At 71.3% G+C, this 14,681-nt stretch carries 11 protein-coding genes; 3 read left to right on the top strand and 8 right to left on the bottom strand.

Annotated elements, in window-relative coordinates:
- Position 1: 1 nt before the first annotated feature.
- From ACFULQ_RS29305 to ACFULQ_RS29340, 8 genes are all read right to left on the bottom strand, one after another.
- Positions 2–1,999, bottom strand: a complete 1,998-nt coding sequence (locus tag ACFULQ_RS29305) for a glycosyltransferase family 2 protein (protein WP_383549484.1) — start codon at positions 1,997–1,999, stop codon at positions 2–4.
- Positions 1,996–2,892 carry a dTDP-4-dehydrorhamnose reductase gene (rfbD, locus tag ACFULQ_RS29310; RefSeq protein WP_383549486.1) on the bottom strand — a complete coding sequence of 299 codons (897 nt, stop codon included), beginning with the start codon at positions 2,890–2,892 and terminating at the stop codon, positions 1,996–1,998. Before rfbD ends, ACFULQ_RS29305 begins: the two co-directional genes overlap by 4 nt.
- The gene (gene rfbB / locus ACFULQ_RS29315; protein ID WP_383549488.1) at positions 2,889–3,875 is read right to left on the bottom strand and encodes a dTDP-glucose 4,6-dehydratase; all 987 of its coding nucleotides are present in this window, start codon (positions 3,873–3,875) and stop codon (positions 2,889–2,891) included. Before rfbB ends, rfbD begins: the two co-directional genes overlap by 4 nt.
- On the bottom strand, positions 3,872–4,939 hold the full coding sequence (locus ACFULQ_RS29320; protein WP_383549491.1) for a glucose-1-phosphate thymidylyltransferase: 1,068 nt from the start codon (positions 4,937–4,939) through the stop codon (positions 3,872–3,874). The genes rfbB and ACFULQ_RS29320 overlap by 4 nt, the downstream gene beginning before the upstream one ends.
- Before the next feature lie 222 nt (positions 4,940–5,161).
- The gene (locus ACFULQ_RS29325) at positions 5,162–9,157 is read right to left on the bottom strand and encodes an Rne/Rng family ribonuclease (RefSeq protein WP_383549493.1); all 3,996 of its coding nucleotides are present in this window, start codon (positions 9,155–9,157) and stop codon (positions 5,162–5,164) included.
- 263 nt (positions 9,158–9,420) lie between these two features.
- On the bottom strand, positions 9,421–10,185 hold the full coding sequence (locus tag ACFULQ_RS29330; RefSeq protein WP_383549496.1) for a TIGR03936 family radical SAM-associated protein: 765 nt from the start codon (positions 10,183–10,185) through the stop codon (positions 9,421–9,423).
- 48 nt (positions 10,186–10,233) lie between these two features.
- Positions 10,234–11,247 (bottom strand): hypothetical protein, encoded by a 1,014-nt coding sequence (locus ACFULQ_RS29335; protein WP_383549499.1) that lies wholly within the window; start codon positions 11,245–11,247, stop codon positions 10,234–10,236.
- Positions 11,248–11,262: 15 nt separating this feature from the next.
- Positions 11,263–11,790, bottom strand: coding sequence for a GNAT family N-acetyltransferase (locus ACFULQ_RS29340; protein ID WP_383549502.1), 528 nt, complete (start codon positions 11,788–11,790; stop codon positions 11,263–11,265).
- A 37-nt stretch (positions 11,791–11,827) separates the two neighbouring features.
- On the opposite strand from ACFULQ_RS29340, the gene ACFULQ_RS29345 reads away from it, so the two are divergent.
- The 3 genes from ACFULQ_RS29345 (at position 11,828) to ACFULQ_RS29355 (ending at position 14,539) form a co-directional block, all read left to right on the top strand.
- Entirely contained in the window at positions 11,828–12,412 is a 585-nt protein-coding gene (locus tag ACFULQ_RS29345; protein WP_280851527.1) for a TerD family protein, read from the top strand.
- 137 nt (positions 12,413–12,549) lie between these two features.
- The gene (locus ACFULQ_RS29350; RefSeq protein WP_383549505.1) at positions 12,550–13,248 is read left to right on the top strand and encodes a DUF899 domain-containing protein; all 699 of its coding nucleotides are present in this window, start codon (positions 12,550–12,552) and stop codon (positions 13,246–13,248) included.
- A 130-nt stretch (positions 13,249–13,378) separates the two neighbouring features.
- Positions 13,379–14,539: a hypothetical protein gene (locus tag ACFULQ_RS29355; protein ID WP_383549508.1), complete on the top strand. Its 1,161-nt coding sequence runs from the start codon at positions 13,379–13,381 to the stop codon at positions 14,537–14,539.
- Positions 14,540–14,681 lie beyond the last annotated feature (142 nt).

Here is a 14,681-nt window from a genome sequence, read left to right on the forward strand (position 1 = left end):
CTCAGCCCTTCTTCTGGTTGGTCAGGGCGCGCTTGATGCGCCCGGCGGCCCGGCGCCACAAGGGGCGCGGTGCCTTCTTCACGGGGGCGGCGGCCTTCTTCGCGGCGGGCTTCGCGGACGGGGTGTGCCGGTCGATCACCTTGGCGGCACCGTCGGCGTCCACCACGACGTCCACGGGCAGCCGCGTCCACTTGCGCTCACCGCGGGCCGCTGACGGCACACCGATCCGGACCGCCCAGCGCATGCCGGTGAGCTTCTCCAGCGGCAGCGTGGCGGTGGCGATACGGCCGTCCAGGGTGGCGTCGGCCGGGTACTTGCCGACGTTCTTGCGCTCGAAGCGCAGCTGGACGGTGTCCCCGCCGGTCGCGGCGATGTGCAGCGGCAGGGGCAGCCGTACGGTCGAACCCTCGACGGTGCCCTCGGCGGGCGGCATGAAGGCGACCGCCTCGCCCTCCAGCTTGTTGGTGTGCTGGTCCACGTCGAGCGAGAGGTTGCCGGGACCCTCGGTCCAGTACGGCAGCACGAGCCGCTGGGGCTCCCCGGTGAGGGCGGCCAGGCGGCCGGCCTCGACGTCCTCGCCGCGCACCGCGCCGAGCCGGGTCTCCTTGCTCCAGCCGCAGGACTTGATCCTCAGGTGCAGGTCCCACAGGCCCCTGTCGAGCGGGGCGCCGGAGGCCGCGGTCTCGGGGTCGAGCTCGGCGCGGGCGGAGATCCGCTGCCGGAAGACCCCGTCCCCGGCCGCGATCTCGTGCAGCTCGCTGGTGACGGGCAGGTAGAACTGCCGGGCGTCCTCGCGGTGCCGGACCACGAGGTCGACGTCGCTCTTGGCGAGCGGGGCGTCCAGCTTGATGCCCTGGTCGTCGAGGGCCTTCAGCGCCTCCTCCGGCAGCGGCAGCCCGAGCAGCTGCCGCTCGCCCTCCCGGCGGAACGTCATCGGCTCGCCGTCGATCTGGAGTTCGGAGTCGAAGCCGACCTTCAGGGTGCCGTCCTGCCACTCCAGCGAGGTGAGTGCGCCGGTGGGCTTGATCCCGGCCTCCCACTCGGCGAGCGTGCGGATGTCCTGGTAGCGGTCGGCGAAGATCAGCCCCGCGACCACCTTCTGGGTGAGGCCCAGGCGGGCGACGACACCGGGGCCGAAGCGCTCGGTGACCACCTTGTGGATCTCGGTGTACAGCTCCTCGGCGTAGTCCTCGGGGAGCTTGAGGAGGCGCTGGCCGCGCAGCCGCTCGACCATCTCGTTGCGCAGCCAGCGGCTGAACAGCTTGTCGCGCAGGGCGCCCGGCTCGGTCAGCTCCTCGACGACGTCCAGGGCCTCGCGCAGGTTGCCGAAGTAGCCGACCGGGTCGAAGCGCTGGAAGCCGGCGTTGGAGCCGTCGTCCCGGGTGATGTGGTAGTAGCACAGGTAGTCGCCGAGCACGGCGACGCTCTTGGCGCGCAGGTAGGCCTCGACGACGAAGACGTGGTCCTCAAGGCGGCGACGGCCTTCCTTGAAGCGCATGTTGTGCTCGTTGAGGAACTCCCGCCGGAACATCTTGTGCGGGGTGAGGCTGTCGATCAGCGGCGCGTTGGACACGGTCGCGCGCGGCCGGTTGACCCGGAACAGCTCCTGCGGGACCGGGCGGCCGATGCCCGCCATCTTGCCCACGACCACGTCGGCCTCGTTGGCCTTGCCGTAGTCGTACATCCGCTCCAGGGCCTCGTCGCCCAGCCAGTCGTCGTGGTCGACGAACATGACGTACTCGCCCTGGGCGGCCTCGATGCCGGTGTTGCGGGGCTTGCCCGACCAGCCGGAGGACTCCTGGTGGATGACGTGGAAGTGCGGGTGCTCGGCGGCGAGCTGGTCCAGGCGGGCCGGGGTCTCGTCGGTGGAGCCGTCGTCGACGAAGAAGACCTCGAACTCGTCCGGGGTCAGGCTCTGCCGGAGCAGGCCCGTGATGCAGTCCTCGACGTATTTGCCGGGGTTGTAGACCGCGATGACGACGCTGACCTTGACCGTCACGCCGTGTTCTCCTTCAGATGGACCCGGTGGATCTCCGGGAAGGCCTCGGTGAGGGCCGTACGCCAGTCGCGCAGCGGCTCGATGCCGGCCTCGGCGAACCGGCCGTGACCGAGGACGCTGTAGGCGGGGCGGGGCGCGGGGCGCACGAAGGCCTCGCTGGTGGTGGGACGGACCCGGTCCGGGTCGGTGCCGAGCAGCCGGAAGATCTCCTGGGTGAAGCCGTGCCAGGTGGTCTCGCCGGAGTTGGTGCCGTGGTAGACGCCGGCCGGGGCGGTGCCGGCCAGGGCGCCGAGGCCCAGCTCGACCAGCAGGCCCGCGAGGTCGGCGCTCCAGGTGGGCTGGCCGCGCTGGTCGTCGACGACGTCCAGGGTGTCCTTGATGCCCTCGAGCTTGATCATCGTCTTGACGAAGTTGGGGCCGCCGGTGCCGTAAAGCCAGGCGGTGCGCACGACGTACCCGCGCTCGGTCGCCAGGACCGCCTTCTCCCCGGCCAGCTTGGTGCGGCCGTAGGCGCTGCGGGGCGCGGTGGGGGCGTCCTCGGCGTAGGGCGTGGTGGCGTCCCCGGCGAAGACGTAGTCCGTGGAGACGTGCAGCAGGACGGCGCCGGTGCGGGCGCAGGCCTCGGCGAGGTGGCGCGGCCCGTCGCCGTTGATGGCGAGCGCCTCGTCCTCACGGGTCTCGGCGTCGTCGACGGCCGTCCAGGCGGCGCAGTTGACGACGACGGCGGGCCGGTGCTCTTCGAGTGCCGCGCTGACGGCGTCGGCGTCGGTGAGGTCCAGCGCCTTGCGGTCGAGGGCGACGTACCGCTCCCCCGACTGCGCCAGCCGGGCCAGGACGTCCTGGCCCAGCATGCCGCCCGCGCCCGTGACCAGCCAGGTGCGGTTGTCGGTCACAGCGCGGCCCGCTCCTTCAGCGGCTCCCACCAGGCGCGGTTGTCGCGGTACCACTGCACGGTCTCGGCGAGGCCCTGCTCGAAGGACTTGCGGGGCTCGTAGCCGAGCTCCTCGCGGATCTTCGTGCAGTCGACGGAGTAGCGGCGGTCGTGGCCCTTGCGGTCCTCGACGTACTCGACGCTGGTGTCCCAGTCGGCGCCGCAGGCCTTCAGCAGCAGACCGGTGAGCTCCTTGTTGGAGAGCTCGGTGCCGCCGCCGATGTTGTAGACCTCGCCGGCCCGGCCCTTGGTGCGCACCAGCTCGATGCCCTGGACGTGGTCGTCGATGTGCAGCCAGTCGCGGACGTTGCCGCCGTCGCCGTACAGCGGGACCTTCTTGCCGTCGAGGAGGTTGGTCACGAAGAGCGGGATGACCTTCTCGGGGAAGTGGTGGTGCCCGTAGTTGTTGGAGCAGCGGGTCACCCGCACGTCGAGGCCGTGGGTGCGGTGGTACGACAGCGCGATCAGGTCGCTGGACGCCTTCGCCGAGGAGTACGGCGAGTTGGGCTCCAGCGGGTGCGTCTCGGGCCAGGAGCCCTCGTCGATCGAGCCGTAGACCTCGTCGGTGGAGATGTGCACGAAGGTCTTGATGCCCGCGCGGTGGGCCGCGTCGATGAGGGTGTGGGTGCCGACCACGTTGGTGCGCACGAACTCGGCGCCGCCGTCGATGGAACGGTCGACGTGCGACTCGGCGGCGAAGTGCACCACCTGGTCGTGCTCGGCCATCAGCTTGCCGACCAGCTCGGGGTCGCAGATGTCGCCCTGCACGAAGGCGAAGCCCGGGTGCTCGCGCACCTCGTCGAGGTTGGCCGGGTTGCCCGCGTAGGTCAGCTTGTCGAGGACGGTGACCGCGACGTCACCGGGGCCCTCGGGGCCGAGCACGGTACGGACGTAGTGCGAGCCGATGAAGCCGGCACCGCCGGTCACCAGAATCCGAGTGGTCATGAAGAGATCTGCACCTTGCTGTGATCACCGAGCACGAGCCGGTGTGCCTTGGGGTTACGGGGCGCGGGCGTGACCTCCACGTCACGTCCGATGAGCGAGGCCTCCACGCGGCGCACGCCGGTCACGGACGAGCCGCGCAGCACGATGGAGTACTCGATTTCGCTGTCCTCGATCCGGCAGTCCTCGGAGACGGACGTGAACGGGCCGATGTAGGCGTCGTTGACCACCGTGCCGGCACCGATGATGGCAGGACCGACGATCCGGCTGCCACTGACGCTGGCACCCGCCTCGATCCGGACCCGGCCGATGATCTCGCTGGACTCGTCGACCGTGCCCTCGTTCACCGGGTCGACCGTCTCCAGGACCGACCGGTTGACCTCCAGCATGTCGGTGACGTTGCCGGTGTCCTTCCAGTAGCCCGAGATGGTCGTGGAACGGACGTCACGCTTCTGGTCGATCAGCCACTGGATCGCATGGGTGATCTCCAGCTCCCCGCGCCAGGACGGCTCGATGGAGCGCACGGCCTCGTGTATGGCCGGCGTGAAGAGATAGACACCGACGAGGGCGAGGTCGCTCTTGGGCTGCTTGGGCTTCTCCTCCAGGCCCACCACCCGGCCGCCGGCGTCGAGCTCGGCGACACCGAAGGAGGTGGGGTTGGGGACGCGGGTCAGCAGGATCTGCGCCTCGGGGCGCTCGGCGCGGAACTCGTCCACCAGACCGGTGATGCCACCGACGATGAAGTTGTCGCCGAGGTACATGACGAAGTCCTCGTCACCGAGGAACTCCTGCGCGATGAGCACGGCGTGGGCGAGGCCCAGCGGCGCGTCCTGCGGAATGTAGGTGACCTTGATCCCGAACTGGGAGCCGTCGCCCACCGCCTCGCGGATCTCGTCCGCGGTGTCGCCGACGACGATCCCGACCTCGCTGATCCCGGCCTCGGCGATGGCCTCCAGGCCGTAGAACAGGACTGGCTTGTTGGCGACCGGCACCAACTGCTTGGCCGAGGTGTGGGTGATCGGGCGGAGGCGGGTGCCCGCTCCCCCGGAGAGCACGAGAGCCTTCACGAAAATCCCTATTTGTCTAAATTAAGCGTCAATCTCGGCTCACATCATAACCCTGGGGACAGGCCGGGGATTCACCGGCCATTCACATGAGCGATCACCGGTTGACAACTGTCTGTCGGACGCAATAGCCACAGAATCACGAAATCCGCCCCCGGCGAACCGGGGGCGGAATTCGATCTCCAGACGATCTTCAGTTGGCCGAAATCATACGGTGACCGTCCGTCAGGCCTCGTCGGTCTGGGAGGAGACGGACGGCTGCGAGGGCTGCTCGGCCGCCACCGTCTTCTTCGACGCCGCCTTCTTCGCGGTCGTCTTCTTGGCGGCGGTCTTCTTCGCGGCCGTCTTCTTGGCAGCCGTCTTCTTGGTCGCGGCCTTCTTCGCCGTGGCCTTCTTGGCCGTCTTGCGAGCCGTCTTCTTGGCCGGAGCGGCCTCCTCGGCGGCCTCCTCCGCCACGACGGGCTCCGCCGGCTCGGCCGGGGCCTCCGCGGACGGCACGACCACGACGGCCGCCTCCTCGGACGCGGTGGGCGCGGTGGCCTTGCGGACGGCCCGGCGCCGCGGACGGGCCGGGGCGGCACTCTCGGCCACCGGCGCGGTCTCGGCCTCGGTCTCGGCATCGGCCTCGGCCGACACCACCGGGGCCTGATCCGCCTGCGGCTCGGCCACCGGCGCGGTCTCGGCGACCGTCACCACGGCCGCCTCGGCACCCGTCGGGGAACCGGCCGGAGCCGACGCCCTGCGGGTGGCACGGCGACGCGTACGGCCCTTGGGAGCGGCCTCGTCGGTGGAGGCGGGGGCGGACGCGGCCGACGCGGCCTCGACCACCGGGTCCTCCGCCGCGACCGGCTCGGCCTGCGCCTCGGCGGCCGTCTCCGGCTGCACGGGACGCTCGGCCTCGACCTCCGCGGACACGCTCTGAGCGGTCGGCACCTCGGCGCTCTCGGCAACCGGGGTCTCCTCGGCGGCCGGCTCCTCGTAGCCGCCCGACCTCCGCGTCCCGCCGCCCCGCGGCGCACCGGCCGGAGCCGACGCCCTGCGGCTCGCCCGGCGACGGCCACGCCCGCGCGTGGCGGCCGCCTCCGCCTCGGCGACGCTGCTGTACAGCTCCTCGTCGGGCGCGACTGTGTCCCATAGCGGCTTCGCCGCGGGCGTCGGGGCCAGGGAGACCGGCTCGGCCACCTCGGCGGCGAGCTCGGCCTCGGTCTCGACCTCCTCCGGCGCCTCGGGAGCCTCCACGGCGACCGCGGCCTCGTGGATGTGCTCGTGCCCGTCGCCGCCGCGCCCGCGCTTCTTGCGCTTGCCGCCGCCACCGGCGGAGCTCGGCTGCTCCATGTGCACGATGACACCGCGGCCGTTGCAGTGCACGCAGGTCTCGGAGAAGGACTCCAGCAGGCCCTGGCCGACCCGCTTGCGGGTCATCTGGACCAGGCCCAGCGAGGTGACCTCGGCGACCTGGTGCTTGGTCCGGTCCCGGCCCAGGCACTCCAGCAGGCGGCGCAGCACCAGGTCCCGGTTGGACTCCAGGACCATGTCGATGAAGTCGATCACGATGATGCCGCCGAGGTCGCGCAGCCTGAGCTGGCGCACGATCTCCTCGGCCGCCTCCAGGTTGTTCCTGGTGACCGTCTCCTCCAGGTTGCCGCCCTGGCCGGTGAACTTGCCGGTGTTGACGTCGACGACGACCATCGCCTCGGTCCGGTCGATCACCAGCGAACCGCCGCTGGGCAGCCAGACCTTGCGGTCCAGCGCCTTGGCGAGCTGCTCGTCGATCCGGTACGTGGCGAAGACGTCGACCTCGGAGGTCCACTTCTGGAGCCGCTCGGCGAGGTCGGGGGCCACGTGGGAGACGTATCCGTGGACGGTCTCCCAGGCCTCCTGGCCGCTGACGACGACCTTGGAGAAGTCCTCGTTGAAGATGTCGCGGACGACCCGGACGGTCATGTCCGGCTCGCCGTAGAGCAGCGTCGGGGCGTTGCCGCTCCTGGCCTTCTTCTGGATGTCCTCCCACTGCGCCTGGAGGCGCTCGACATCGCGGCGCAGCTCGTCCTCGGAGGCGCCTTCCGCGGCCGTACGGACGATGACGCCCGCGTCCTCGGGGACGATCTTCTTGAGGATGGTCTTCAGCCGTGCCCGCTCGGTGTCGGGCAGCTTGCGGCTGATGCCGGTCATGGAGCCCTCGGGGACGTACACGAGGTAGCGGCCCGGCAGGGAGACCTGGCTGGTCAGACGCGCGCCCTTGTGCCCGATCGGGTCCTTCGTCACCTGGACGAGCACGGACTGGCCGGACTTCAGCGCGGACTCGATGCGGCGCGGCCCGTTGGCCATGCCGAGCGCCTCGAAGTTGACCTCACCGGCGTAGAGCACCGCGTTGCGGCCCTTGCCGATGTCGATGAAGGCGGCCTCCATGGACGGCAGGACGTTCTGGACCTTGCCCAGGTAGACGTTGCCGACGTAGGAGGTGGCCTGCTCCTTGTTGACGTAGTGCTCGACGAGCACGCCGTCCTCCAGCACGCCGATCTGGGTGCGCTCGCCGTGCTGGCGGACGACCATCACGCGCTCGACGGCCTCACGGCGGGCGAGGAACTCGGCCTCGGTGATGATCGGCACCCGCCGGCGGCCCTGCTCACGGCCTTCCCGGCGACGCTGCTTCTTGGCCTCCAGACGGGTCGAGCCCTTGATGGACTGCACCTCGTCGGACGGCTCGGACTTGGGGCGGGGCTCGCGCACCTTGACGACGGTCCGCTCGGGGTCGCCGTCACCGGGCTCGGTGTCGGTGGCGGAGTCCCCGGCCCGACGCCGACGGCGACGGCGGCGACGGCTGCTGGAGCTGGAGCCACCCGACTCCTCGGAACGGGCGTCCTCGTCGTCCTCGTCGTCTTGGTCGGCGTCGTCGTCCTGGCCGGACTGCTCGGCGGCGGCTTCGTCGGAGTCGTCCGACTCCTCGTCCCCGGACGCGTCGGCCGACTCGCCCCGGCGACGGCGACGGCCACCGCGCCGCCGGCGACGCCGCGACCCGGTCTCCTCGGCCTCGTCCTCGTCGAGCGAGTCCTCGGCGCCGTCGTCCGTCTCTTCTTCCTCTACGACGACCTCGGCGGCGGTCTCCCGCACCTCGGGCTCGTCGGCGGCACCCCGGCGCCGGCGGCGGCGCCGCGACCCGGTCTGCTCCTCGGCGATCTCCTCGACGGGCTCGGCGGACGGGACCGACGCGGCCGACGGGGCGGTCTCGGCCTGCTCGCTCTGCCCGGCCTCCGCCACGGCGGCAGCCTCGGCGGCGGCCCGCTGCGGGGTCTGGAACTGCGGCTCGGTGAAGACGGGCGCCTGGAACACGGCGACCGCGGGCCGCGCGGGGCGGCGCGAACCGTTCTCCTCGTCCTCGACACCGACGGCCTGCCGCGCGGGCTCGGAGAACCCGGTGGCGGCCTGGCGAACGGTACGACGACGCCCACGGCGGGGGGCGGGGTCCTCTACGGGGGCCTCGGTGACGGGCGCCTCCGTGGCAGCGCTCTCGGCTTCGGCAGTGTCGGCGGGCGCGGCGGTCTCCGCGGCCTCGGCGGCCGGTGCGGACACGCGGCGGGTGGCACGGCGACGGCGGCGCGGGGCGGCGTCCTCGGAGTCGGCGGCGGCGGCCTCGACAACCTCGACGGGCGCGGCGGTCTCGGCAGGCGCGGCGGTCTCGGCATGCGCCGGCTCGGCGGTCACCGGCTCGGCGCACGCGGCACCCTCGGCCGCCTCAGGGGCACCGGCCGGCGCGGCGGCACGCCGAGTGGCCCGGCGCCGGGTACGGGCGGCGGGCGCAGCGGTCTCCGCGGCGGGCGTCTCATCAGCGGCCTCGGCCGCGGCGGGCGCCTCGGCCACCGGCACCACGGTCTCGGCGGCCTCGGCCGCCGCGGGCGCCCCGGCGGGCGCGGAGGCCCGACGCGTGGCACGCCGACGCGGACGCGCGGCAGGCGCCTCGGTCTCGGCGCTCGCGGCAGTCTCCGCGCTCTCGACGTTCTCTACGTTCTCGTCGAGCTTCTCCTCCTCGTCCGTGACGAGGTCCTCGGCCTCCGCGGCCGGTATGGCCGGAGCGACGACCTCCTCGCCCGACGAGGCGGCATCGGTCGGCGGACCCGCCGGCCGGGACGCGGCACGGCGCCGACGACGCGGCGGCAGGGTGTCGCTGGGGGTGTTCGATTCGGAGCCCGTTGAGGACTCTGTGGGTTCGGTCGGCTCGAGCATGCGGGCTTGTCTCCCGTCAGGCTCCCGGGCGCCGCGCCTGGTCCGGCGGGGATGCCGGTGACGTCCGCGGCTCGCGCGATGCGCGGTGCCGCCGTCCGGGGCGCGGGCGCCGCACGGGAGCTCTCTGTGTCCTGTCTCGCCGGTTCCGTACGCCCTCTTGGCTACGGCCTGGCGAAAGTCTTCTGTGTGGGTGCGCTGCCCGACCCAGGTGGCTCCCGAGTACGAGGGCGGCGCTACGACGTCGGTCCTTCGCGGGACCTTCCTTACGCCGACGCCTTCGCGATGGCGGTCGCTTCGGCCGTTGAGTGGGCCTCGACTGCCTCGCGGTCGGGCGCGAGCGGGTCGGTCACCGTGCCGGTCTCTTCATCGAGCAGCCCCTGCGCCAGCCTGGTCACCGCTGCGGGGACCGGCGGCGCCAGGTCGGCCACGGCGCGGAGACCGGACAGGACGTCGTCGGGTCGTACGGCAGGCGTCACGTGCCGAACAACCAGCCGCAGTATCGCACAGGGCTGGTCCGTCGGCCTATCAGCAGGTTCACTGTGCGTTTCCAGTCGTACGACCGCGGGGCGGGCGTCGAAGGTCCGAAGGCCGTTCTTGGTGGTGCGCTGGACCTCGACCGCCTCGGCGGCATTGAACGCGGCGACCGCGCGCTCGGCCTCGGCCGGCTCCACTCCGTCCAGCCTGAGCTCCCACACGGAAGCCGTGAGCCGGTCGGCGAGCCCCGAGGTCCTGGCCTCGACCGCGTCGACGACGTCGAGCCCGGTGGGCAGCGACTCGTCGAGGAGGAGCCGGAGCTTCTCCGGGTCGCGCGCCTGGGTGAGCGCGATCTCCAGGTACTCCGCCTCACTGCCCGTGCCGGTGGGTGCGGCATTGGCGTACGACACCTTCGGATGCGGCGTGAACCCCGCCGAGTACGCCATGGGCACCTCGGCGCGGCGCAACGCACGCTCGAAGGCGCGCTGGAAGTCACGGTGGCTGGTGAACCGGAGGCGGCCGCGCTTGGTGTAGCGCAGTCGGATGCGCTGCACCGCCGGTGCGGGCGGCGGGCCTTCGGGCTGTCGCTTGCCCAGTGTCGCTCAGTCCTTCGTGAGTGCGGTCGTACTGCTACCAAGAGTACGTGTGTCGGCGCCCGTCGGTTCCCGCCGGGCCACCGCTTCCCTCGCACGGGGTTCGCCGAAGAGCATGCGCCGGAAGTCGGCACGGGCCTCCCGGACGCTCTCGCGGGCGGAGGCGAGCGCGGCCCGGGTGATACGGCCCACACTGCGGGCGGCCTCGGCGACCGGGCGCAGCACCACGTCCCGGACGACGTGCCCGACCGGCGTCAGCACGGTGCGGTACACCCAGCGCACCGGCTCGACGAAGATCCACCGGAAGAGGGTGCCGAGGAAGCGTCCGACGGCGAGCGAGATGTGCCCGGCGATCCGCCAGGCGTGCCCGAGCGCGTCCCACACCTCGCGCCCGATCACGGCGAGGACGCGTCCGACGGGCGTGAGGACCCAGCGCCACAGGGCGATCGCGGGCAGGACGAGCAGGACCCGCGCGATCCAGTAGAGGGCGACGCCGACGCCGTTGGCGATCGTGCCCGCGAGCCACACGAGCCCGCCGACGCACCAGGCGATGGCGCGCCCGATCGGCGTGAAGATCCAGGCGAGCACGGCTCCGACGCCCTTGAGGAGCCACAAGATCCCGTGCCCGACCGGGGTGAGCACACGCGCGTACACCCACTCCAGTCCGGCCACGACGACGCGGGCGACCCAGGCGATGCCGTGCCCGACCGGTGTCAGCACATGGCGGTACAGCCACACCAGGGGGATGACGAGCAGTACTTTGCCGAGCCAGCCGACGGCCTTGGCGAGGGGGACGACGACGTACCGCCACAGGGCCGTCAGCGGCCACACGACCAGCGCCCGCCACAGCGGCCGCAGCACACTGTCCCGCAGGAACCGCCCCACCACGACGAGCGCGTCCCACACCATGCGCACGGGCACTACCAGCACGAGCACGACGATCCGCACCGGAACGCGGATCGCGACGGTCAGACATCCCTCGGGCGCGGGGCGCTGCGGCGCGGGCTGCTTCTCCAGGTCCATAACGACGTAGACGCCTCAGTTCCCCGTACGGATCCAGTACCGAAGCTTTCCGCCCCGCTGGTCCTCGAATTCTCCGCCATTGGCCTCGATCACCTTACGAGAAGCGATGTTGTCGGTGTCACAGGTGACCAGGGCACGGTCGATCCCCAGGTGACGGCAGAGGGGCAGGGCGGCGCCGAGCATGGCGGTGGCCTGTCCCCGGCGTCGGGCGCCGGGGCGGACCGCGTAGCCGATGTGGCCGCCGAACTCCAGCAGGTACGGGCTGAGCCGGTGCCGGATGGAGAGTCTGCCGAGGAAGGTGTCGTCCTCGGCCCACCAGAGGTTCGTCATCTCCACCCAGTCCGGGCGGCGCGGCCGTTCGGTCTCGGCGAGCAGCATGTCCACGAGGGCCGCGAATCCCTCCGGCTCCTCCCACGTCCTCGCATACACGCCGACGTCCTCGCCCAGCAGCGCGGCCGCGTCGAGGTCGGTCTCCGTGAACTCCCGTACCGCGGCCAGGAAGGAGGCGTGGAAGCGAACGTCGGGTGAGGTGAGTCGGGGCATCTCCTCAGGATGGAGAAGGCCCGTGCAGTATGTCCCCATGATTACGCTCACGAAGGAAGACGGCCCCGCCGACCTGGACGGCGTGACCCATCTGTCCATAGGGGTCTCCTGGGACCCCACGGCCGGCGCCAGCGGCGGAGTGATAGGCAAGCTGCGCCGCAAGACCGGCACGGACCTGGACCTGATCGCCATCGCCATGCACGACGGCGACCCGGTACGCCTCGCGGGCCTCGACTCCCTCGACCCGATCGGCAACGGCTCCCTGCTGCACAGCGGCGACAACCAGACCGGCCACGGGGACGGCGACGACGAGACCGTCACCGTCGAGTTCGCGAAGATCCCACCGCACATCACATCGATCGTCTTCGTCGCCGCGGCCTACAAGAAGGGCAGCTCCTTCCAGAAGGCCCGCAACATCAGTTTCAAGGTCTACGACGCCACCGGCGGCAGCTCCCAGCAGGTCGCCGACATCTGGCCCAGCATGCTCACCACGGACAACGGCTGCGCCGTGGCCAAGGCGGTCCGGGTGGGCACCACCTGGAAGCTCGAAGTGATCAACGTGACAGGCAAGATCAAGCAGGGCGACGAACTGGCCCTGATGCGCTTCGCGGCGAGCAAGTAGCAGGTCATGAGCCGGAGGGCCACGGCAGACCGACCGTGGCCCTCGGCAACCCGCACCGGTCCACCGATGAGTTCCGCGGCCGGACGGGGTCTGCCCTGGCACAAGGCACATCCGCGCACGGCTCTGTGAGGGGACCCATGACCGCATACGCACTGCCTCCCGTCGTCGACACCGCCACGTGGCAGAACCGACTTGAGGCCCTGCGGGCCCGGGAGAAGGCCGCGACGCGCGAGCTGGACGCCATCGCCGCCGAGCGCCGGCGCCTGCCGATGGTGGAGATGCCGGAGTACACCCTGGAGGGCGAGGACGGCCCGGTCCGGCTGGCGGACGTCTTCGACGGCAAGCGGCAGCTGATCGTCTACCACCACATGTGGTTCGCCGGCAAGGAATGGCAGTGCCCGGGCTGCACGGGGTTCACCTCGCAGTTCACCCGTCTGGAGTTCCTCGACCACTACGACGCCCGGTTCGTCGTCGTCACCCAGGGCCCGATCAAGGAGGCCCTCGCCTACCGGCACCGGGTCGGCAACCGGATGCCCTGGTACTCGACCGCGAACAGCTCCTTCGGCAGCGACGTCGGTGCCCCGCCCGACGGCGGCTTCGCGGTCAACGTCTTCCTCCGCGACGGCGACACCGTCCACCGCACCTGGCACACCGACGGCCGCGGCACCGAACAGCTCAGCCACACCTTCGGCCTGATCGACCTCCTGCCCTACGGCCGCCAGGAGGAATGGCAGGACAGCCCCGAGAACTGGCCGCAGTCCCCCACCTACAGCCGCTGGCCGACCTCCCAGCACATCGCGTCCCTGTACGGCCCACCCGCCGACGACACCGTCTGACCTGCCCGCCCCCGCGGACCACGGTCGGCTCGGCGATCACCTCCTTCCGAACACATCAGGCGGCGCTGCGTTACCTCGTGGGCATCCTGGGCACTGGGGTCCCGGGACAGCCGACGAGAGGGGTCCGGTCATGCGGGAGTCGTCGCAGGACGTCACGGTCGTGACCCTCCTCGCGGATCCGGACGCGCCGACGGAGATCGCGCAGCGCCTGGCCCGAGTGCTCCCCGATCGGCTCGCCGAGAAGTCGGGCCAGGGGAAGCGGTTCGACGTCGAGGTGCTCAGTGAGCCGTTCACCGCGAAGACCGAGGACCTGCCCACGCTGACGCGCCGGATCCTGGACCGCGGGCGTGCGGAGAACTGGGACATCGTCGTGGCCCTCACCGATCTTCCCCTGCACACCCATGGGCGCAAGCTCGTCATGGACGTGAGCCAGGAGCACGGCTTGGCGCTGCTGTCCCTTCCCTCACTGGGCGGCCTGCGCTTTCGGCAGAGGGCCCTGCGGGCGGTGGAAGAGGTCGTGCTCAGCATCACGGGTAGGGACACGGATACGGGCGCACGGGACACCGGGTCCGAACAGCCTCCCCGGAGTACGCCGTTGGGACGCTTCACCGGTCGCCTCGCCGCCGTTCACCGGGGCCCGATCGGCGAGGAGGAGACCGCTGATCTCCGCTACGTCGTCAGCGGCCTGCGGGGTTATCTGACGGTGCTCGGCGGCATGGTCCGCGCGAACCGGCCTTGGCTCCTGGTCCCGGGGCTCTCCAAGGCCCTGGCCGCCGCACTCGCCACCGCGGCGATCGCCATCGTGAACTCCACCATGTGGAGCCTTTCCACGGCACTGAGCACACCGCGCCTCGTGATCGCGACGGTCGGCTCCATCGCCCTCATGATCGGATGGCTGATCGTCGACGCGCACCTGTGGCACCGATCATCGGATGCCTCGCCGGAGGCGAGGAAGAGAGCGGCCCTCTACAACGCGTCCACCGTCGTGACCGTCGGCATCGGAGTGCTCGTCTGCTACGCGGGCTTGATGGTCATCAACCTGGTCTGGGCTCTTTTCGTCCTCACCGACCGGGTGTTCGCCTCCACGACACAGAGTCCGCTGCACGCCTCGGACTACTGGACGCTGGCCTGGTTCGCCGCCTCGGTCGCCACGGTGGGCGGCGCGCTGGGATCAGGCCTGGAGAGCGACGAGGCCATCCGGGCAGCCGCCTACTCCAAGCGCGAACAGGAACGTCGCCGCATGCTCCAGGCCGAGGACGAGCAGCCGGAGAAATCAGCCGATCGATCGTGAAAAAGGCTGTTTCGTGTCGAGGGATGACGGGGACCCGCACCAGACGTCGTCGGAGCGCTGAAGCTCGGCCCAGCGGGTCGGCGGCCCGAACCCCACCGTTCCGCCTGACCCGCGTGAACGGCTCGCAGAGACGTGCCGGAGC

Source organism: Streptomyces sp. NPDC057253, from assembly GCF_042669125.1.
In the GTDB taxonomy this organism is placed as follows: Bacteria; Actinomycetota; Actinomycetes; order Streptomycetales; family Streptomycetaceae; genus Streptomyces.

Bases quoted from the DNA above. Each gene is read 5' to 3' on its own strand.
- ACFULQ_RS29325 (WP_383549493.1), bottom strand. From the start codon at position 9,157: ATGCTCGAGCCGACCGAACCCACAGAGTCCTCAACGGGCTCCGAATCG.
- ACFULQ_RS29335 (WP_383549499.1), bottom strand. From the start codon at position 11,247: ATGGACCTGGAGAAGCAGCCCGCGCCGCAGCGCCCCGCGCCCGAGGGA.
- ACFULQ_RS29350 (WP_383549505.1), top strand. From the start codon at position 12,550: ATGACCGCATACGCACTGCCTCCCGTCGTCGACACCGCCACGTGGCAG.
- ACFULQ_RS29355 (WP_383549508.1), top strand. From the start codon at position 13,379: ATGCGGGAGTCGTCGCAGGACGTCACGGTCGTGACCCTCCTCGCGGAT.
- rfbB (WP_383549488.1), bottom strand. From the start codon at position 3,875: ATGACCACTCGGATTCTGGTGACCGGCGGTGCCGGCTTCATCGGCTCG.
- ACFULQ_RS29345 (WP_280851527.1), top strand. From the start codon at position 11,828: ATGATTACGCTCACGAAGGAAGACGGCCCCGCCGACCTGGACGGCGTG.
- ACFULQ_RS29340 (WP_383549502.1), bottom strand. From the start codon at position 11,790: ATGCCCCGACTCACCTCACCCGACGTTCGCTTCCACGCCTCCTTCCTG.